The following is a 19,535-nucleotide window of genomic DNA, read 5'->3' as shown; positions in this document are numbered from 1 at the left end:
GCTCTCGCCGTCAAAGAGCTCGCGGTCGAAGAGCTCGATGTCGGCCAGGTCACAATTGGTATACCATGACCCCGAGGGAGTCGGATGCACGATTCCGACCCCTCGGGGACTTGTATGACATCCTCGGCTCAGATGCCGAGGATTACGGCCCCGGCTGGTATCGCCGGGTGAACTGCCCCGGCCGTCCCCGGTTGGGTGAATGAGGAGGATGCATGAACGTCGATGACGCCGGAACACAGGCCGCCGACCAAGCTTTTGACCTGGTCATCAGGGCACAGCGGGCCGTTCTGCCCGAGGGTGTCAGCGCCGCCGAAGTCGGTGTGCGTGAGGGCGCAATCGTCGAGATCGCCACCGAGGGAGCTGGACTGAGCGGGAGCACCTCGGCGAATGCACGGGTCGTCGAGCTCGACGATTCACAGGTGCTGCTGCCGGGCCTCGTCGATTCGCACGTGCACGTCAATGACCCCGGCCGCAGCGAATGGGAGGGTTTTGCCAGCGCCACCCGCGCCGCAGCCGCCGGAGGCGTGACGACGATCGTCGACATGCCGCTGAACTCCCTGCCGCCGACGGTCAACGTCGAATCACTCGGCATCAAGCGCCAGGTCGCGGCGTCCAAGGCATTCATCGACGTGGGTTTCTGGGGCGGAGCAATCCCCGGCAATACCGGTGACCTCAAACCCCTCTTCGATGCCGGCGTCTACGGTTTCAAGTGCTTCCTCGAAGACTCAGGGGTCGACGAGTTCCCGCCGCTGGAGCCCGAAGAGCTTTGTGCCGACCTGGCGGAACTCGCGAAGTACGACGGTCTGCTCATCGTCCACGCCGAGGACCACTCGGTCATGGCCGACGCCCCGAAGAATTCAGGGCGAAAATTCAGCGACTTCCTCGCCTCCCGCCCGCGTGAGGCCGAGAACGTTGCGATCGCCCGCGTCATCGATGCCGCCCGCGAGACCGGCGCCCGCGCCCATATCCTGCACCTGTCATCGGCAGACGCGCTGCCTCAGATCGCGGAGGCCAAGGCCGAGGGTGTGAAGCTCACCGTCGAGACCTGCCCCCACTACCTCGTCTTCACCGCAGAGGAGATCCCGGACGGCGCGACGACGCACAAGTGCTGCCCGCCGATTCGCGAGGAATCCAACCGCGAAGCGCTGTGGCAGGGGCTCGTCGACGGCACGATCGACTGCATCGTCTCCGACCACTCGCCCTCGACGGCCGAGCTCAAACTCCTCGACACCGGTGACTTCGGTGCGGCCTGGGGCGGAATCTCCTCCCTGCAGTTGGGCCTCTCGCTCGTGTGGACCGAGGCCGCCAAGCGCGGAATCGACCTCGCCGAGGTGGTGGCCTGGATGTCCAGTGCCCCCGCATCCGTGGCCGGAGTGAAGAACAAGGGCGCTATCGCGCTCGGCAACGACGCGGACTTCGCAGTCTTCGCCCCTGATGAGGAGTGGACTGTTCACGCCGCAGAGCTCTACCACCGCAACCAGATCAGCGCCTACGACACGCGTGCCGTCCGCGGCGCCGTCAAGCAGACGATCCTCCGCGGCGCACCCGTGGACTTCGACGAGCCCCAGGGCCGCCTCCTCCGCGCCCGCTGAGGCCCGCCTCCCTAAACCTCCCCGACGTCACTATTTGCGCCCGGCGCCGCGAGTGATTAGTGACGTCGGGGAGGTTTTGTCGATTCATTGCCGGCGTCATCCACAGGTTTATCCACAGTTTTTACGTTGATGTGGCGAATGGTGCTGTTTGTTGTCATTATCTGCAGTATGTATTCGATAATGACTACGGCGCGACTGTTACGTTCTGGATTCACCAAACGAGAGCTGGCGCGAGCTGAACGATGCTGTGTCCGCCGAGTCGCTCGGGGTCGCTATGCGGTCGAGCGAACGTGCGAGAAAGTCGAGCATGAAGGCATCTGGGCTGCTGTGCGTGAGGGACATGCCCAGGAATTCGAGCTCTTCAATGACCGCAGAGACGCTGAGCAGTATCTCAAGGCCCTAGTGCGCGCTCGAGCAGAGAAGGTCAACGAGGAAGAGTCAGCAGGGCGGTCGAAGCGGCGACGCGAAGTCTTCTCACATCTCTCAGCCGCTCTCATCCACGGGCTTCCGATTGTCGTCGTTCCCGAACAGCGGGTGGAGGTCATCAGGCGCGGCGCTTCGCGCAAGCATCGTCATCTTCGAGTCCGAAACGTACCTCTGATGCCCGGGGACGTCATGACGATCGGCATTTACAGGGTGACAACGCTTGAACGGACCATTGTCGACGTCGCGCTGACCTATGAACTGGCAACGGCGGTGGCGATGATCGATCATGCTCTGAGTCGGGGGCTGACATCGATGGAAGAGATTCGGACAGCCTTCGCGGAACGCGACGCAGCACGTGCTCAGAGGAGAGCGCGCTGTGCGCTGGATCTATCGGATGCGCGGCGCGAGTCACCGGCAGAGTCAGTCGCCGCCGCACGATTCTTCGAACATGGCATAGGTGGATTTGATCCGCAGGTGGAGTTCAGGGACCGGAACGGACATGTATTCGCCCGTGTCGACTTCTGTCATCGTGCGGCGAAGGTGATCATCGAGGTGGACGGCCTCGCGAAATACTCCATGGGTCCCAGAACTCCTCGGAAGGCGCTTGAGGATGAAAAGGTTCGTGATGCGCAACTGGTCGCACTCGGGTACAGGGTCGTTCATCTGACATGGAAGCAGCTCTTCCTCGTGGCGCCCTTTGAGGACATCAAGCGGATCGTGGCTGAACGAGTTGTCGCACGCTAAACCTCCCCGACGTCACTAAAGGGTCGCGGCGCCGCGCGGTATTAGTGACGTCGGGGAGGTTGAGGGAGATGCTGAGGTTCAGGCGCCGAGCTTCTCACGGAGGCGGGCGACGTGGCCTTCGGCGTCGACGTTGTATTCGACGTCGGAGAGAGTTCCGTCTTCGGCGATGACGAAGGTTGAGCGCAGGGTGCCTTCGAAGGTGTTGCCGCCCACCGTCTTCTCACCGAACGAGCCGTATTGCTTCGCCAGCTCCGCACCCGGATCCGAGAGCAGCGGGAAGGTCAGGTTCTGGTCGTCGGTGAACGCCTGCAGCGCCTCGGCGTCATCGGGGGAGACGCCGAGCACCTGGAACCCGGCGGCGGCCAGAGACGAGAGGTTGTCGCGGAAGTCGCAGGCCTCGGTGGTGCAGCCAGGCGTCGCGGCCTTCGGGTAGAAGTAGAGGATGACCTTCTGCCCGGCGAAGTCCGCCTTCGAGTAGGTCTTCCCGCTGGCATCGGCCAGGGAGAAGTTCGGTGCGGTCTGTCCGACTTCGAGCTGTGTGCTCATGGTGGTGAGTCCTTTCGTAGGTGACTTCTGGTGTCCTTGGTGGTCAGTTCCGTTGCGCGCCCACGACGCCCGCGCCCACGAGCGCGCACGCGTGGGCGGCGGTGGCTTCGATGAGTTCTTCGGCGCGGCGGGAGAGCTCGGCGAGGTCGGCGGGGCCAGGTGCGATCGAGAGGGCCGCAGTGATGCCGGCCTCGCGGCATTCGGCTGGGCTGAGGGCGACACGGCCGGCGATGACGATGATCTTCGCCGAGGCGGGGGCATAGTCGCGTACGGCCGCGACGACCTTCCCGCCCAGAGACTGGGAATCGAAGGATCCTTCGCCCGTGAGCACGATGTCGGCGGCGGCCAGGGCCTCGGTCAGGCCCACGGCCTCGGCGACCATCGTCGACCCGGGCACGACCTCGGCGCCCAGCAGGCTCGTCAGGGCCAGAGGGATTCCGCCGGCGGCACCGAAGCCCGGTGTCGCCGCCAAGGACTCAGCCTGAGCAGCCGAGCCGGCGAGCACCTCGGCGAGGTGGGCCAATCCCGAGTCGAGGACGGCGACGGACGCCGCATCGGCGCCCTTCTGCGGACCGAAGACTGCGGCGGCACCACGAGGGCCGGTGAGTGGATTGTCCACGTCGACGGCGACGCGCCAGCGGACCTCGCGGGCACGCGGATCCAATGCGGAGACATCGACGCCGGCCAAGGAGGACAGCCCGCCGCCACCGGGAGCGATGGGCGCACCGGAGGAGTCGGCGAAGGCCGCGCCCAAGGCCGAGGCGATGCCGACGCCGCCATCGGTGCTCGCTGAGCCGCCGATGCACAGCAGGATCTCCTCCACCCCCTGGTCCAGGGCGTGGCGGGCGATGAGGCCCACCCCGTATGTATCGGCGCGCTCGGGCGCGAGGGCGACGTCGGAGACCTGGGGGAGACCATTGGCCTGAGCCGCCTCGATGACCGCGGTCTTCCCATCAGCGGAGATGCCGAACAGGGCCGTAGTCGGTCGGCCCAGGGCATCGACGACCTCTTTTGAGCGAGCCGGGGTGCCCCACACGGCCAGCAGGGCATCGAGCGTTCCCTCACCGCCATCGGCGAAGGGCAGGTCGGTGATCTGCGAGTCGGGGAACACCTGGCGGGCACCGCGAGCCAGGGCCGCAGCGGCAGCGGGGGCGCCGGCCGAACCCTTGAAGGAATCGGGCGCGCAGACGATCGTGGGTGCTTCCATGCTCATGACGTCATTCAACCTCATTGTCGAGAAAACGATGGCCAAGTGCCCAGAACGCGGACTGCGCGAGGGACTCTGCCTTCATTATCCGCTTTGTGGAATAACTTTTCCAAATCCTCTGGAAAGGGCTGCCGGCGTCGACCATGGAATTTGACTTAGCGCGGACCTGGGGCCAAACTCGAAGCAGTTAAATGGAAACAGTCTTCCGTGATGTGAAACACATTCTCAGTGGTTCACCATCTCGATTTTCTCAGGAGGTCAATGTGGACCTAGGCGAGTTCAATCAGCTGTCGACCGATGACGCCCGCGCGAGACTGCGTCCGTGCCTCGATGTCAACCGGTGGATCGACGGGGTCGTCGCAGCGCGGCCGTTCTCCACTGTGGAAGCTGCCCGCGAGGCTGCCCGCACCAGTGCGACCCCACTGACCGACGACGAGATCAACCAGGCCATGTCCCACCATCCCAGGATCGGTGAGAGGGCTGAGGGCTCTTCCGCCGAGGCGGCTCTGTCCTCCCGTGAACAGGCTGGCCTCGGTTCCCTCGACGGTGACGTCCAGGAGCGTCTCGCCGCGGGCAACGCCGCTTACGAAGAGCGCTTCGACCGCGTCTTCCTCATCCGCGCAGCCGGTCGCAGCCCCGAGGAGATCCTCGCCGAACTTCAGCGCCGCATGGCCAACACCGACACCGACGAACTCGCCGAGGTCGGCGAACAGCTGATCCAGATCGCCGCACTCAGACTCGAAGGACTCCTCGCATGAGCTTCATCTCCGCCCACGCTCTCGACTCCACGCTCGGCACCCCTGCCGCCGACCTCGAGGTCACGCTCTACTCCGGCACCGAAGTACTCGCCAACGCCCGCACCGACGGCAACGGTCGTGTCTCGGAATTCGGACCGGACCACCTCGGCACCGGTGATTATCGGATCGTATTCGGTACCGGTGCCTATTTCGAGGCCCAGGGACAGGATCACTTCCACCCCCAGGTGACGATCGACTTCACGGTCAAGGCAGGCGAGGCGCACTATCACATACCATTGTTGCTGAGCCCGTTCGCGTACAGCACCTACCGGGGAAGCTGAGCGGACGGCAACACCCAAAAGACATCAGGGGAAGCAGGCCCCCTGCAGGATCATGATCCTCAACAAACCGCCGAAGTTCGCCGGGTCCGACGCCCGGTGACCTCGCAAATCAATTGGTCACAGCGGCCATGTCGGACTCGGTGACGAGTGCGGCGCGGTCGCTGGCATAGGCAACAGGAGCAAGAAGATGAGCAAGGTGAAACTGACGACGAATCAGTACGGCAAGGCGGAGAATCGTCTGATGCGGGTCTACCGTGACTCCGAACGTCACGAGATCCGCGACCTCAACGTCACCTCCCAGCTGTGGGGCGACTTCGAGACCGCGCACACCGAGGGCAACAACGAACACGTCGTCGCCACCGACACCCAGAAGAACACGGTCTTCGCCAAGGCCAAGGAACTCGGAGTGAGTTCACCCGAGCAGTTCCTCCTCGGGCTCGGCGAGCACTTCACCTCCAACTTCGACTGGGTCACCGGCGGACGCTGGGCAGCCGAGGAGTACGGCTGGTCGCGCATCAACGATCACAATCACTCTTTCTACAAGTCAGCGCCGGAGACCCGCACCGCGGTGCTCACCCGCGACGGCGACACCACCAACCTGATTTCCGGCTTCTACGGGCTGACCGTGCTCAAGACCACCGAATCAGGCTTCGTCGGCTACCCGAAGGACAAGTACACGACCCTGCCGGAGACCGACGACCGCATCCTCGCCACCGACATCGCGACCCGCTGGATCTACAACTCCACGGATCTCGACTTCGAAGGCGTGTACAGACAAGTCAAGGAGATCATCCTCGACTCGTTCACCGACCACTACTCGCATGCCCTGCAGCACACCCTGTACCAGATGGGTGAGAAGGTCATCGAGGCTGTGCCGGAGATCGACGAGATCCGTTTCTCGTGCCCGAACAAGCACCATTTCCTCTACGACATCGAACGCTTCGGCTTGGAGAACCCGAACGAAGTGCTCATCGTCGCTGATCGGCCCTACGGGCTGATCGAGGCCACCTTCACCCGTGACGGGGTGGAGGAGAACAAGGACGCCTGGGCGCAGATCGCCGGCTTCTGCTGATAATTTCCATAGTCGGGTCCACGGGAACACCTTCCCGTGGGCCTGACGTGTTTGAGAGGGAGAACTATGACCCAGGACACAACCTCGGCGATCCCGAGGGGAACCGGTGACGAAGAGATCGACGAGTGGCTCGAGTCCTGGGAGGGGCTCGTCAACCAGCGTGGAACTCTGCGTGCGGCCGAGATCATGGAGGCCCTGCGCCGACGTGCCGCATCGAACTCGGTGGCCCAGCCCAAGGTCACGACCACCGACTACGTCAACACGATCCCGGCCGATCAGGAACCTGCCTACCCGGGCGATGAGCGCCTCGAGCGCAAGTACCGCAAATGGCTGCGCTGGAACGCCGCGATGCTCGTCCACCGAGCCCAGCGCCCCGAGATCTCCGTCGGCGGTCACATCTCGACCTACGCCGGTGCCGCGACCCTCTACGAGATCGGGTTCAATAACTTCTTCCGCGGCCAGGACCATTCCGGCGGCGGCGACCAGGTCTTCTTCCAGGGGCACGCCTCACCCGGCATGTACGCCAGGGCATATCTCGAAAACCGCCTGAGCGACAAGCAGCTCGACGGCTTCCGGCAGGAGGCTTCGAAGGCCCCCGACGGGTTGAGCTCCTACCCGCACCCGCGCCTGATGCCCGACTTCTGGCAGTTCCCGACCGTGTCGATGGGTCTGGGTCCGATCAACTCGATCTACCAGGCGCAGATGAACCGCTACCTGCATAACCGCGGCATCAAGGACACCTCCGATCAGCGCGTCTGGGCCTTCCTCGGCGACGGCGAGATGGACGAGCCGGAATCACGCGGCGCGCTCCAGCTGGCCGCGAACGAGGGTCTCGACAACCTCACCTACGTCATCAACTGCAACCTGCAGCGACTCGACGGACCGGTGCGCGGCAACGGCAAGATCGTGCAGGAGCTCGAAGCGGTCTTCACCGGCGCCGGCTGGAACGTCATCAAGGTCCTCTGGGGCCGCGAATGGGACTCGCTGCTCGACGCCGACCACACCGGCGAGCTGGTCCGGATCATGAACGAGACCCTCGACGGTGACTACCAGACTTTCAAGGCCGAGTCAGGCGGATTCATCCGCGACAACTTCTTCGGCCGCTCACCGGTGACGAAGGGCCTCGTCGAGCACCTGAGCGACGACGACATCTGGAACCTCAAGCGCGGCGGTCACGACTATCACAAGGTCTATGCCGCCTACGAGCAGGCCGTGAACACGAAGGGCAAGCCGACAGTCGTCCTCGTCCAGACGGTCAAGGGCTACGGTTTGGGCACGACCTTCGAGTCGCGCAATGCCACGCACCAGATGAAGAAGTTCACGGCCGCCGACGTCAAGGCCTTCCGCGATCGGATGGACATCCCGATCACCGACAAGGTCATCGACGAAGACCCCTACGCGGTGCCCTACTACCACCCGGGCAATGACGCTGAAGAAGTCCAATACATGCTGGAGAAGCGGTCCAAGTTGGGCGGATTCCTGCCCAATCGCAAGCCCGAGAACAGCAAGAAGACCCTGCCTGCCGTGTCCGACAAGGCCTTCTCGCAGACCAAGAAGGGTTCGGGTCATCAGCAGGCCGCGACCACGATGGCCTTCGTGCGCCTGCTCAAGGACCTCATGCGCGAGAAGGGCATCGGCAACAGGATCGTGCCCATCATCCCCGATGAGGCCCGGACCTTCGGCATCGATGCGTTCTTCCCGACCGCGAAGATCTACAACCCGAACGGGCAGAACTACCTGGCAGTCGACCGTGAACTGTTCCTGTCCTACAAGGAGGCGACCTCGGGTCAGCTGCTCCACGTCGGCATCAACGAGGCCGGTGCGGCCGCAGGATTCACCGCCGCCGGCACCTCGTATTCGACGCACGGCGAGCCGATGATCCCGATCTACGTCTTCTACTCGATGTTCGGGTTCCAGCGCACCGGCGACGCCTTCTGGGCCGCCGGGGACCAGATGACCCGCGGCTTCATCATCGGCGCCACAGCCGGTCGAACGACGCTGACCGGTGAGGGCCTGCAGCACGCCGACGGACACTCACCCGTGCTGGCCGCGACCAACCCTGCGGTGCGGATCTATGACCCGGCCTACGGGTACGAGATCGGCCACATCATGCGTGATGGTCTGCACCGCATGTACGGCGAGCACGACCTCGGCGATGATGCCCGCAATGTCATGTACTACCTGACCGTGTACAACGAGCCGATGCTGCAGCCGGCCGAACCCGAGGATGTCGACGTCGATGGGATCCTGCGCGGCATCCACCGAGTGGCAGATGCCGGCACCGGCGCCGAGGCGGGGGCCGCCGATCGTCCGCAGGCTCAGCTCCTCGCGTCGGGAGTCGCAGTCCCGTGGGCACTCGAGGCCCGTGGTCTGCTGGCTCAGGAATGGGGCGTGGATGCGGCCGTCTGGTCGGTGACCTCATGGGCCGAGCTGCGCCGCGATGCGCTGAAGTGCGAGGCCGAGAAGCTCGAGAACTTCGAAGCCGAGCCGCGTACGCCCTATGTGCGCGAGCGCCTGGGCGCCGAGGCAGGGCCGATCGTCGCCACCAGCGACTTCGACTCCACGCAGCCTGACCTCATCCGTCCGTTCCTCAGCCAGGACTTCGCGACCCTTGGTGCCGACGGCTTCGGGTTCTCAGACACGCGTGCCGCCGCCCGGCGCCATTTCAAGATCGATGCGCACTCGATGGTCGTCCGGACCTTGCAGCTGCTGGCCGACCGCGGCGAGATCGCTCGCTCGGTGCCGGTTGAGGCGGCGAAGAAGTATCGCCTGAACGATGTCAACGCAGGAACCTCAGGCACCGCCGGAGGCGATTCCTGACCCCCGCAGCCTGAGCGGCACCGCGAAAAACGGGTGGCGTGTCGAGAAACGTGATTGCACAGACGTTTCTCGACACGCCACCCGTTATTCGGTGTACAGGGCGGGAGTGCTGTGCCTAGGAGCCGCCGCGCATGTCGGCTGAGATCGCCTCGGCGGCCGATCGCAGCAGCGGGATGGCGCGATCTGAGAAGGCCTGGTCGACGCGGCTGATGGGCCCGGACACGGAGATGGCCAGGGGAGCGGGGGCATCGGGGATCGACATCGCGAAGCAGCGCACACCCAGCTCTTGTTCCTGCTCGTCGATCGAGTACCCGCGGTCGCGGATGCGCACGAGCTCGGCCTCGAGATCCGCCACGGTGCCGATGCTGTACTGGGTGGGTGTGGGCATCCCGGCAGTCGTCACGATGTGACGCACCTGCTCGGGATCGAGCCCGGCGAGCATCGCCTTGCCCACTCCGGTGTCGTGCATATGGGCACGGCGGCCCACCTCGGTGAACATCCGCATCTGGTGCTGCGAGGCCACCTGATCGACGTAGACGACCATGTCTCCGTCGATGGTTGCAACGTTCGCGGACTCGCCGAGTTCGTCTACAAGGGTGCGCAGGTAGGGGCGGGCGATGGCGCCCAGCTGGGCGCCGGCGAGGTTGCCCAGACGGATCAGTCCCGGCCCCAGCGCATAGCCGCGGTTGGGCAGCTGACGCACCACGCCGAGGTTGACCAAAGTGTTGAGCAGGCGGTGAATCGTCGGGAGGGGAAGGCTCACCTCGGCGGCTATATGACTCAGCGTGGCAGAGCCGGAGGAGTTCGCGATGCACTCGAGCAACCCGAAGGCGCGCTCGACGGACTGGACGCCGCCCTTCGTCTGGCGGATCGCAGGGGCCTTCGTATCATTGCTGGTCATCCCAGTTCCTCTTCCTCGTCCATTGGATTCGTGTTCATTGACTTGTGTGGCAGTTCGACGATGAGTGCCGACGACATGAAAACCAGCATCGCTGCGCGAAACTGCCCCTCAGTCTAGTCCCGAAATGGAAGAAAGTTTCCGTTGGAGGCAGTTCTGGCTAGATTTTCCACTATACAGAAGATATTATCCGTACTACGGAAAAGACTTATCAGAGAGGATAACTCCCATGGCTGTTCCAAGCCCCGGATACTCAATCACTCTTCGCGTGGAGACTGCGGTCGGTCGGACATCGACGTCCGACCTCGTAGCCGCCGCTGCAGCCACCGGCGCCGCGATCACCGCGCTCGACGTCGTCGAATCCACCCCGCATACGGTGATGATCGACGTCAGCGCCGATACCCGCGATGTCGCACACGCCGACGAGGTATCGGCTGCACTCGACACTCTTGATGGGGTTGATGTCCACAAGGTCTCCGACCGGACCTTCCTGCTCCACCTCGGCGGTAAGCTCGAATCCACGCCCAAGGTGCCTCTGCGCAACCGCGACGACCTCTCCCGTGCCTACACCCCGGGCGTGGCCCGTGTGTGCATGGCCATCGCGGAGAACAAGGCCGATGCCCGTCGCCTCACGATCAAGCGCAACACAGTTGCGGTCGTCACCGACGGAACCGCAGTGCTGGGCCTCGGCGACATCGGGCCCGAAGCAGCGATGCCGGTGATGGAGGGCAAGGCTGTCCTGTTCAAGCAGTTCGCCGGTGTCGACGCCTGGCCCGTGGCGCTGGATACCAAGGACACCGAGGAGATCATCTCGATCTGCAAGGCCATCGCCCCGGCCTACGGCGGCATCAACCTCGAGGACATCTCCGCCCCGCGCTGCTTCGAGATCGAGGCCAGGCTCCGCGCCGAGCTCGACATTCCGGTCTTCCACGATGACCAGCACGGCACCGGCATCGTCACGCTCGCCGCGCTGAAGAACGCGCTCAAGGTCGTGGGCCGCAAGCTCGAAGATCAGCGCATCGTCGTCTCCGGCGTCGGCGCTGCCGGCAATGCGATCATCCGGCTGCTCCAGGTCGCGGGTGCTGCGAACATCATCGCCTGCGGCCGCGACGGCGCGATCGGGCCGAAGTCGACAGTCGACACTGAGCACAAGGTGTGGCTGCAGCGCAACACGAACCCCGAGGGCTTCGACGGCACACTGAAGGAAGCCGTCGTCGGCGCCGATGTGTTCATCGGCGTCTCTGCTCCGAACGTGCTCGACGGCGCTGACATCCAGGCCATGAACAAGGACGCCCTCGTCTTCGCGATGGCCAACCCCGACCCGGAGGTCGACCCCGCCGAGGCGCTCAAGTACGCCGCCGTCGTGGCCACCGGACGCAGCGACTACCCGAACCAGATCAACAATGTGCTGGCCTTCCCGGGCATCTTCCGCGGACTCCTCGACGCCGAGGCGACCGACATCGACGAGAACATCATGGTCGCCGCGGCGGACGCGATCGCTTCGTGCATTCCCGAAGACGAACTCCATCCGGGCTACGTCGTCCCGTCGGTCTTCGACCCCGAAGTGGCGAAGAAGGTGGCGGAGGCGGTCGCCGCTGTCTCCTCCTGATCTTCGACCGGTCTCCTGAAACAGGGGGCCGGTCGCTGTTTTATGAGAGACAATATTGGAAGACCAGTCCTCCCGCGCAATGATGCTACGAAAGAGAATGTGAAATTGGATCAATCAACGTTGGCCGACATCGACTCACTCCTGGCGGACACGGACGAGCTGCTGAGCACGCGGTATCCCGGCGAGCGCGAGGTCAGGCAGCCCGTGCACACCGTCTACGTCCCCGGGCACCTCTCGTCTCCGACCCTGCCCCGCGAATGGGGTGAGCAGGCACTCGAATGCGTCGAAGCCAACGGCGGGATGGTCCAACTGGCCGAACGCGTCATCATCGCCTCCCGCAAGGAGACGCTGGCTCCCGACAGCCAGTCGATGCCCAATCTGCACCAGGTCGCCCGGGAAGCGGAGATGCTCGCCGAGGCGGTCACCAAGAAGCTTGCCGTCGAACCGATCGAGGACTTGCGGATGGACTTCGAAGACGGGTTCGGAGATCGTGGTGATGAGACCGAGGACGATTGTGTCCGTCAGGCCGCGCGCAACGCGATCGCAGGACTGAGCGAGACGGGCGCACCGGCGTTCTTCGGGATCCGGTTCAAATGCATGGAGGCCGATACCCGGGCGCGCGGTCTGCGCACCTTGGACCTGTTCCTCGCCGAGGTGATCGCTGCCCACGGATCCCTGCCCAAGGCGCTGGTCCTCACTCTGCCGAAGGTCAGCACCGTTGACCAGGTGTCCGCCATGGTCCTTGCCTGCCGTGGTCTCGAAGCCCAGCACGGGCTCGCCGAGGGGTCGATCACCTTCGAGGTGCAGGTCGAGACCCCGCAGCTCATCCTCGGCGCCGACGGCACTGTGCCGCTGGCTCCCGTCCTCGACGCCGGTGCCGGGCGCATCACCTCCCTGCACTACGGCACCTATGACTATTCGGCTTCGATGGGTGTTGCCGCTGCCTATCAGGCCATGGACCACCCGGTGGCCGACTTCGCCAAGAATCAGATGATGCTCGCGGTCGCCGGCACCGGAGTCCACCTCTCCGACGGTTCGACGAACATCATGCCCCTCGGCGATCCCGAGGAGATCCAGCGAGCCTGGAGCCTGCACGCCGGACTGGTCCGCAGGCACCTCAAGCGCGGCATCTACCAAGGGTGGGACATGCATCCGCACCAGCTGCCCACACGCTTCCTCGCGACATTCCGCTTCTATCGTGAAGGGGCCGAGCGTGCGGCGACCCGACTGCGCAACTACGTGTTCCAGGAGGACTCAGCCGTCCTCGACGAGCCGGCGACGGCACGGGCGCTGGCCCGCTACCTGGGCCGTGGACTGTCCTGCGGTGCCCACACCGAGGAGTTCGTGACGGATCGGACGAAGATGTCGATCGCGACTCTCAACCACATCGCCGCCACCGGCGCGGCCGAGTGACCTGCCGCCAACCTCGGCGACACACAACCACCTGGCACTGACCAGCCCCGATCCGAAGGAGAACCCGCACATATGACGACGAGCGACCCCTACACCTATTTCGCACCGACCGGCGGGCACCCGCCGCAGACGGACCTGCTCACGGACCGTGCGATCGTCACCGAGGCCTACACTGTGATCCCACGCGGAGTCATGCGCGACATCGTGACCTCGAACCTGCCCGAATGGACGGGGACCCGTTCCTGGGTGCTGAGCAAGCCGGTGGCCGGGGGTGCGGTGACGTTCTCACAGACCATCCTCGAAGTCGCTCCGGGCGGAGGCGCCGAGAAGCCAGAGCCGCAGGTCGAGGTCGAGGGGTTCATCTTCCTCATGGCCGGCGAGCTCGAGATCACCCACGAGGGCCAGGCCCACACCCTGTCGCCGGGCGGCTACGGTTTCCTGCCCGCCGGCTCGACGTGGAGCGTGAAGTCCACCGGCGCCGAGGCGGCACGCTTCCATTGGATCCGCAAGCGCTACCAGCCCGTGGCCGGCCTGAACCCGGAGGCCAAGTTCGGCCAGGAGTCCGATGTCGAGCCCGCAGCGATGCCGGGCACCGACAACCGGTGGCGCACGACGCGTCCGTTAGATCCCGACAATCTGGCCTACGACATGCACGTCAACATCGTGACCTTCGAACCCGGTGCCGTGATCCCTTTCGCCGAGACCCACGAGATGGAGCATGGCCTCTACGTGCTCGAGGGCAAGGCCGTCTACCGTGTCAACGGCGACTGGGTCGAGGTCCAGGAGGGTGACTTCATCTCGATGCGCGCCTTCTGCCCACAGGCCTGCTACGCCGGTGGACCGGGCCGCTTCCGCTACCTGCTCTACAAGGACGTCAACCGCCAAGTCGAGCTGTAGCTGCAGCCAGCGTTGGGGTGAATGAAGTAACCGCTTGCCGGAAGTGCCTGGGTAGAGCACAAGTGACGTGCTCTGGCACTTCTGGCAAGCGGTTACTGCATTCGGCCGGCTGCGCGGCCAGGCGCCGCCGCCTGCGCGGCCGATCAGATCAGCTGCAGGGTGCGCGCCGTGTACTCGGAGAGCTCCTTGAGCAGGGTCTCGTCGTCGGCGAGGTTGCGGCCCAGCGAAGGCACCATGTCCTTGATGGAAGGCTCCCAGCTGCTGTACTGGCGAGGGAAGCAGGTCTTGAGCAGGTTGAGCATGATGGACACTGCCGTCGATGCACCGGGCGAGGCGCCCAGGAGAGCGGCGATCGAGCCATCGGCGGAGGAGATGAGCTCGGTGCCGAAGCTGAGCACACCGCCCTTGTTCGAGTCCTTCTTCATCACCTGCACGCGCTGACCGGCCTGGATGAACTCCCAGTCGCTGGGGTCGATGTTCGGGATGAACTCGTGCATCGATTCGAAGCGGGACTTCTTCGACGCAGCCAGCTCGGAGACGAGGTAGGTGACGAGATCGGTGTTGTCCTTGGCCACGTTGAGCATCGTGGGCAGGTTGTTCCCGCGCACTGAGAAGGGCAGGTCGGTGAAGCGGCCGCCCTTGAGAAACTTGGGGGAGAAGCCGGCGTAGGGTCCGAACAGCAGGTAGTCCTTGCCGTCGACGACACGTGTGTCGAGGTGGGGCACCGACATAGCCGGGGCGCCGAAGGATGCCTGGCCGTAGACCTTGGCCTGGTGGCGGGCGACGAGGTCGGGGTTCGAGGTCCGCAGGAAGATGCCGGAGACAGGGAAGCCGCCGTAGCCGCGCCCCTCGGGGATGCCCGACTTCTGCAGCAGCGGCAGAGCACCGCCGCCGGCGCCGACGAAGACGAACTTCGCGTTGACCTTGTGGGTCTCATGGGAGAGGAGGTCCTTGACGGTGACGACCCAGCCGTCGGAGGAGCGTTCGAGGTCGGTGACCTGGTGGCTGGTGCGGATCGTGGCACCCTTGTCGCCGACATAGTTCAGCAGCTGATGTGACAGCGAACCGAAGTCGACGTCCGAGCCGATCTTCGTGCGCGAGATGCCATTGACCTGACCGGGTCCGCGGCCCTCGAACATCAGCGGCAGCCACTCGGCCTGGGTGTCCGGATCGTCGGTGTACTCCATCTCGGAGAACAGCGGATTGCGGACCATCTGCTCGTAGCGGTTCTTGATGTAGTCGCGTCCCTTCTCGCCACGGCCGTAGCTGATGTGAGGGACCTGGTTGATGAAGGACTTCGGCTGTGCCAGGACGCCGTTGTCGACGAGGTGCGACCAGTACTGGCGGGAGTGATGGAACTGCTCGTTGATCTGCGAGGCCTTCGCGAGGTCGATGTGGCCGTTCTCGTCCTCAGGAGTGTAGTTGAGCTCGCACAGGGCGGCGTGTCCGGTGCCCGCGTTGTTCCACGGATCGGAACTCTCCTCGGCGACATAGTCGAGCTTCTCGTAGACCCGGATATCCCATTCGGGCTGAAGTTCGGTCAGCATGGCACCAAGAGTGGAGCTCATGATGCCGCCGCCGATCAAGACAACGTCAACCTTTTCCTGCGTTGAGGGCATTTCGACTCTCATCCTTCGTCACTGACTACAAGTATTCGACTCACAGACTACTCTCCGCGTCAGGTGAACCAGTAACCCGCCCCCGGGCGCAGGAGTCCCATGCGAGGAACCTCACAGCCGATGTTCGTCCGCAGCGTGAGGCATTTTCCGACCATTCGGACTTTTAGCCCCTGGACGCCTTGTGTCGCCCGCCACAGGATGTGCAAATATGGGCACATGTCGAATCACTTCCTTCTTCGTGATGCCCTGGCCGAATTCCCGCCCTATGTGCCGGGCAAACCCCCGGCCAGCGCACCAGGTCTGAAACCGTACAAGCTGTCCTCGAACGAGAACCATCTGGCACCGCTGCCGGGTGTCACCGACGCGATCGCAGACGCCGGGCGGGTGCCCGCGAACTACCCCGACCCGAAGTCGACGAAGCTGGTGACCGCTATCGCTGCCCACCTCGACGTCGATGAGGCCGAGGTCGTCCCCGGCGCAGGGGCCTCAGAGATCCTCTCCGCACTGACGAACATCACCCTCGAAGCCGGCACCTCGGTCGTCTACCCATGGCCCTCCTTCGAGATGTACCCGATCCTCGCCTCGGCGCGTGGTGCGGAGAAGCGCCCCGTGCCCCTGCTCGAAGACGGTCGGCACGACTTCCAGGGCCTGGTCGCCGCCATCGATGACACGACCCGCCTCATCCTGCTCTGTTCGCCCAACAACCCGACCGGACCGTCGGTCTCGACGTCCGAGCTCGACGGCTTCATGGCCGAGGTCCCAGCCGAGGTCATCGTCGTCCTCGACGAGGCCTACTTCGAGTTCGCCACCGCCGCCGAGGTGGTCGATGGGATGGATGCCTACCGGAAGTTCCCGAATCTGGTGCTGGCACGGACCTTCTCCAAGGCACATGGCCTGGCCGGTCTGCGTGTGGGCTACGGCGTCGCCGACCCGAGGATCGCAAGCGCATTGCGTCAGGTGATCGCACCCTTCAGCGTCACCTCGGCGGCACAGGTCGCTGCCGAGGAATCGCTGTCGCGCAATGATGAGGTCCTCGTCCGAGCCAAGGAGGTCGCGGCCACCCGTGACCAGCTCGAACAGGACCTGCGAGATGCCGGGCTCACCGTCTCCGACTCCCAGGGAAACTATGTGTGGGTCAGCTTCGGCGCAGAGGATGCACAGGCATTCGAAGCCGCGTGTGCCGAGCAGGCCGTCGCCATCCGGCGTCTGAGCGGGGGAGTTCGGATCAGCATCGGCGCCGACGAAGCACTCGAGAGAGTGCGTGAGGTGGCCAAGTCCTTCGCAGAGTCCAGAACCGCATGAGCATCACAGCCCAGACTCCGATGCAGGACCTCGAGGCTCGGCTGAGCCCCGGCGCCCTTGTCACGGACCGCGATATCATCGACAGCTATGCCGTCGACAGGGCCCTGTTCTGCCCCGCCGGGCAGGCACTGGCCTTGGTGCGGGCGCGAACGGTCGACGATGTCGCGGCGGTGATGGTCTTCGCCACCGAGCATCGCATTCCTGTGGTCACTCAGGGTGCACGGACCGGGCTTTCGGGTGCCGCCAACGCAGTCGATGGCTGCCTGCTGCTCAATGTCGCCGGGATGGACGAGATCCTCGAGATCGACGCGGTCAACCAGACCTGTCGGGTCCAGCCCGGGGTCATCAATCAGGACCTCAAAACGGTGCTGGCCGAACACGGATTGTCCTATCCTCCCGATCCCGGGTCGGTGGCGATCTCGACGATCGGCGGCAATGTCGCCACCAACGCCGGCGGAATGTGCTGTGTGAAGTACGGCGTGACCAAGGACTACGTGCGCGCCATGACCGTGGTGCTCGCCGACGGCACCGTGACGAAGCTGGGGAGACAGACAGCCAAGGGTGTTGCCGGACTGGACCTGGCGGCCCTGTTCGTGGGGTCCGAAGGTACTTTGGGCACCATCGTCGAGGTGACGCTGGCCCTGAAACCGGCACTGCCCTCGCCGATCACCGCAGTCGGAATGTTTCCCGATACTGAGTCCGCCGGTCGTACAGTCACGGAGTTCATGGGGTCAGGGGCCAGCCCGTCGCTGCTCGAACTCCTCGACGGCCCCACAGTGAAGATGGTCAACGCCTACGGTGACTTCGGTCTGCCTGACGATGTCGGTGCGCTGCTGCTTGTCCAATCGAATGCCAAGGGCGCCGGAGCTGTTGAGGAGCTCGAAGCCTTCCAGCGCGTCGCCGAAGCCAACGGCAGCAGTGAGGTCTTCGTCTCCGATGACCCGGCCGATTCCGAGATGCTTGTCGCTGCCCGTCGTGCGGTGGGGCCGGCGATGGAGAAGTATGCGCACACGCGTGGTGGGGGAGAGCTCATCGACGATGTCTGCGTGCCGCGTTCGGCTCTCGGGGAGTTCTTCGAGAAGCTGCGCCTCATCGATGCTCGATTCGACGTTGAGGTCGCCACCGCAGGTCACGCCGGCGATGGGAACATGCATCCCTCTGTCGTCTTCGACGCCGGTGATGAGGATCAGGTGTCGCAGGCACAGGAGGCGTTCGCCGCGATCATGCAGCTCGGTCTCGATCTGGGTGGCACGATCACCGGTGAGCATGGAGTCGGGTACCTCAAGCGTGAGTGGTTGAGCAACGAGCTCGATGCCGGGGCACTGCTGATGCATCAGCAGATCAAGGATGCCATTGACCCTTCGGGGATCCTCAATCCGGGGAAGATGCTCGGCTGAGCTCTCTCGCCGAGGCGGCAAGAGAAGCGATGTCGCCCGGCGTCGTCCGGCAGCAGCCGCCGATGATGCAGGCACCGGAGGACACCCACGATGACAGGGGCGCCGGGCTGGCGTCGAACGCCGCACCTTCGCGCCATTCCATCGTCGCTGCATCGTAGGTCTCACCCGAATTCGGATAGGCGATGAGCGGAAGGTCCGTGGCGCTCGCCAAAGCTTTCAGTGCGGGTGAGACCAGCGATGGGCGCACGCAGTTGACGCCCAGTGCACGGATCATGGGTGAACCGGCAACCGCCTCGGCGAGGTCGATCAGGGGTGTCCCGTCGGCCATGTGATGACCATCGGCCAAGGTCACGCTCAGCCACGCAGGAACGCCGAACTCTGCGGCCAGTCCTGCGAGCACCCTGGCTTCCGGAAGCGAGGGCTGAGTCTCGATGGCCAGCAAGTCGGCACCAGCACTGACCAGGGCCTCGATGCGCGGGCGATGGAAATCAGTGAACTCGGCATCGCTCAAGCTGTAGTCGCCGGTGTACTCGGCGCCATTGCCGATAGCGGCCCCATACGGTCCGACGGAACCGGCGACGAGGGCGGCGCCAGCTCGGGCGGCAACCTCCACGCTGGTCGCGATGAGTCCACGCCCCTCCTCGGCGGAGATCGATGCCCGCTCGAAACCCAAGGGGGTCGCCTGATAGCTGGCGGTCGTGACGATCCGGGCACCCGCGCGGATGAAGTCGGCGTGCACCTCGCCGAGCGTGTCAGGGGAATCCCGGAGCAGGGCCGCCGACCACAGCTCATGGCGCAGATCGATGCCGCGGGACTCGAGCGCAGTGCCCAGGCCGCCGTCGATGATGATGGGTTCGCCGCTGACTTCCGCGGCCCGGAGCATCTGGATGAAGGTTGTCGACATGCTCCCAGTTA

General features: G+C 64.6%; 16 protein-coding genes. 11 read left to right on the top strand and 5 right to left on the bottom strand.

The window, feature by feature from the left end; translation table 11 throughout:
* The first annotated feature begins 212 nt into the window (after nucleotides 1–212).
* The gene (gene allB / locus FO013_RS08935) at nucleotides 213–1,592 is read left to right on the top strand and encodes an allantoinase AllB (protein WP_143922188.1); all 1,380 of its coding nucleotides are present in this window, start codon (nucleotides 213–215) and stop codon (nucleotides 1,590–1,592) included.
* A 327-nt stretch (nucleotides 1,593–1,919) separates the two neighbouring features.
* Nucleotides 1,920–2,762, top strand: coding sequence for a PDDEXK family nuclease (locus FO013_RS08930; protein ID WP_143922187.1), 843 nt, complete (start codon nucleotides 1,920–1,922; stop codon nucleotides 2,760–2,762).
* 78 nt (nucleotides 2,763–2,840) lie between these two features.
* Here the strand turns inward: FO013_RS08930 and bcp are convergent, their stop codons facing one another.
* On the bottom strand, nucleotides 2,841–3,308 hold the full coding sequence (gene bcp / locus FO013_RS08925; RefSeq protein ID WP_143922186.1) for a thioredoxin-dependent thiol peroxidase: 468 nt from the start codon (nucleotides 3,306–3,308) through the stop codon (nucleotides 2,841–2,843).
* Nucleotides 3,309–3,351: 43 nt separating this feature from the next.
* Nucleotides 3,352–4,515 (bottom strand): glycerate kinase, encoded by a 1,164-nt coding sequence (locus FO013_RS08920; protein WP_143922352.1) that lies wholly within the window; start codon nucleotides 4,513–4,515, stop codon nucleotides 3,352–3,354.
* Between the two features lie 263 nt (nucleotides 4,516–4,778).
* Between FO013_RS08920 and uraD the strand changes: the two genes are divergently transcribed.
* The 4 genes from uraD to aceE all read left to right on the top strand — a co-directional run bounded on the left by uraD (nucleotide 4,779) and on the right by aceE (nucleotide 9,485).
* On the top strand, nucleotides 4,779–5,273 hold the full coding sequence (gene uraD / locus FO013_RS08915; protein WP_143922185.1) for a 2-oxo-4-hydroxy-4-carboxy-5-ureidoimidazoline decarboxylase: 495 nt from the start codon (nucleotides 4,779–4,781) through the stop codon (nucleotides 5,271–5,273).
* Entirely contained in the window at nucleotides 5,270–5,593 is a 324-nt protein-coding gene (gene uraH / locus FO013_RS08910; RefSeq protein ID WP_143922184.1) for a hydroxyisourate hydrolase, read from the top strand. Before uraD ends, uraH begins: the two co-directional genes overlap by 4 nt.
* Before the next feature lie 187 nt (nucleotides 5,594–5,780).
* Complete coding sequence (gene pucL, locus FO013_RS08905) at nucleotides 5,781–6,665, top strand: factor-independent urate hydroxylase (protein WP_143922183.1); 885 nt, start codon at nucleotides 5,781–5,783, stop codon at nucleotides 6,663–6,665.
* A 66-nt stretch (nucleotides 6,666–6,731) separates the two neighbouring features.
* Complete coding sequence (gene aceE, locus FO013_RS08900) at nucleotides 6,732–9,485, top strand: pyruvate dehydrogenase (acetyl-transferring), homodimeric type (RefSeq protein WP_143922182.1); 2,754 nt, start codon at nucleotides 6,732–6,734, stop codon at nucleotides 9,483–9,485.
* 115 nt (nucleotides 9,486–9,600) lie between these two features.
* Here aceE and FO013_RS08895 read toward each other — a convergent pair whose 3' ends face one another.
* Nucleotides 9,601–10,386 carry an IclR family transcriptional regulator gene (locus FO013_RS08895; protein ID WP_143922181.1) on the bottom strand — a complete coding sequence of 262 codons (786 nt, stop codon included), beginning with the start codon at nucleotides 10,384–10,386 and terminating at the stop codon, nucleotides 9,601–9,603.
* 226 nt (nucleotides 10,387–10,612) lie between these two features.
* On the opposite strand from FO013_RS08895, the gene FO013_RS08890 reads away from it, so the two are divergent.
* The 3 genes from FO013_RS08890 (at nucleotide 10,613) to FO013_RS08880 (ending at nucleotide 14,302) form a co-directional block, all read left to right on the top strand.
* Nucleotides 10,613–11,992 (top strand): NAD-dependent malic enzyme, encoded by a 1,380-nt coding sequence (locus FO013_RS08890; RefSeq protein WP_143922180.1) that lies wholly within the window; start codon nucleotides 10,613–10,615, stop codon nucleotides 11,990–11,992.
* 105 nt (nucleotides 11,993–12,097) lie between these two features.
* The gene (locus tag FO013_RS08885) at nucleotides 12,098–13,405 is read left to right on the top strand and encodes a DUF6986 family protein (RefSeq protein ID WP_143922179.1); all 1,308 of its coding nucleotides are present in this window, start codon (nucleotides 12,098–12,100) and stop codon (nucleotides 13,403–13,405) included.
* A gap of 72 nt (nucleotides 13,406–13,477) precedes the next feature.
* The gene (locus tag FO013_RS08880; RefSeq protein ID WP_143922178.1) at nucleotides 13,478–14,302 is read left to right on the top strand and encodes a bifunctional allantoicase/(S)-ureidoglycine aminohydrolase; all 825 of its coding nucleotides are present in this window, start codon (nucleotides 13,478–13,480) and stop codon (nucleotides 14,300–14,302) included.
* Between the two features lie 143 nt (nucleotides 14,303–14,445).
* On the opposite strand, the gene FO013_RS08875 is transcribed toward FO013_RS08880, so the two are convergent.
* Nucleotides 14,446–15,921, bottom strand: a complete 1,476-nt coding sequence (locus tag FO013_RS08875; protein ID WP_143922177.1) for a malate:quinone oxidoreductase — start codon at nucleotides 15,919–15,921, stop codon at nucleotides 14,446–14,448.
* Between the two features lie 216 nt (nucleotides 15,922–16,137).
* On the opposite strand from FO013_RS08875, the gene hisC reads away from it, so the two are divergent.
* Nucleotides 16,138–17,223, top strand: a complete 1,086-nt coding sequence (gene hisC / locus FO013_RS08870) for a histidinol-phosphate transaminase (protein ID WP_143922176.1) — start codon at nucleotides 16,138–16,140, stop codon at nucleotides 17,221–17,223.
* Nucleotides 17,220–18,620, top strand: a complete 1,401-nt coding sequence (locus FO013_RS08865; RefSeq protein ID WP_143922175.1) for an FAD-binding oxidoreductase — start codon at nucleotides 17,220–17,222, stop codon at nucleotides 18,618–18,620. Before hisC ends, FO013_RS08865 begins: the two co-directional genes overlap by 4 nt.
* On the opposite strand, the gene mmuM is transcribed toward FO013_RS08865, so the two are convergent.
* Complete coding sequence (gene mmuM / locus FO013_RS08860) at nucleotides 18,595–19,524, bottom strand: homocysteine S-methyltransferase (RefSeq protein WP_143922174.1); 930 nt, start codon at nucleotides 19,522–19,524, stop codon at nucleotides 18,595–18,597. The two genes, FO013_RS08865 and mmuM, sit on opposite strands and share 26 nt — an antisense overlap.
* Nucleotides 19,525–19,535: the final 11 nt, after the last annotated feature.

Source organism: Brevibacterium aurantiacum, assembly GCF_007558825.1.
GTDB classification, from domain to species: Bacteria; Actinomycetota; Actinomycetes; order Actinomycetales; family Brevibacteriaceae; genus Brevibacterium; species Brevibacterium aurantiacum_A.
This window is presented reverse-complemented; position numbering and strand designations above follow the sequence as displayed.

Bases quoted from the DNA above. Each gene is read 5' to 3' on its own strand.
- aceE (WP_143922182.1), top strand. From the start codon at position 6,732: ATGACCCAGGACACAACCTCGGCGATCCCGAGGGGAACCGGTGACGAA.
- FO013_RS08880 (WP_143922178.1), top strand. From the start codon at position 13,478: ATGACGACGAGCGACCCCTACACCTATTTCGCACCGACCGGCGGGCAC.
- FO013_RS08895 (WP_143922181.1), bottom strand. From the start codon at position 10,386: ATGACCAGCAATGATACGAAGGCCCCTGCGATCCGCCAGACGAAGGGC.
- FO013_RS08865 (WP_143922175.1), top strand. From the start codon at position 17,220: ATGAGCATCACAGCCCAGACTCCGATGCAGGACCTCGAGGCTCGGCTG.
- uraH (WP_143922184.1), top strand. From the start codon at position 5,270: ATGAGCTTCATCTCCGCCCACGCTCTCGACTCCACGCTCGGCACCCCT.
- FO013_RS08890 (WP_143922180.1), top strand. From the start codon at position 10,613: ATGGCTGTTCCAAGCCCCGGATACTCAATCACTCTTCGCGTGGAGACT.
- hisC (WP_143922176.1), top strand. From the start codon at position 16,138: ATGTCGAATCACTTCCTTCTTCGTGATGCCCTGGCCGAATTCCCGCCC.
- pucL (WP_143922183.1), top strand. From the start codon at position 5,781: ATGAGCAAGGTGAAACTGACGACGAATCAGTACGGCAAGGCGGAGAAT.
- bcp (WP_143922186.1), bottom strand. From the start codon at position 3,308: ATGAGCACACAGCTCGAAGTCGGACAGACCGCACCGAACTTCTCCCTG.
- FO013_RS08920 (WP_143922352.1), bottom strand. From the start codon at position 4,515: ATGGAAGCACCCACGATCGTCTGCGCGCCCGATTCCTTCAAGGGTTCG.
- mmuM (WP_143922174.1), bottom strand. From the start codon at position 19,524: ATGTCGACAACCTTCATCCAGATGCTCCGGGCCGCGGAAGTCAGCGGC.
- allB (WP_143922188.1), top strand. From the start codon at position 213: ATGAACGTCGATGACGCCGGAACACAGGCCGCCGACCAAGCTTTTGAC.
- FO013_RS08875 (WP_143922177.1), bottom strand. From the start codon at position 15,921: ATGCCCTCAACGCAGGAAAAGGTTGACGTTGTCTTGATCGGCGGCGGC.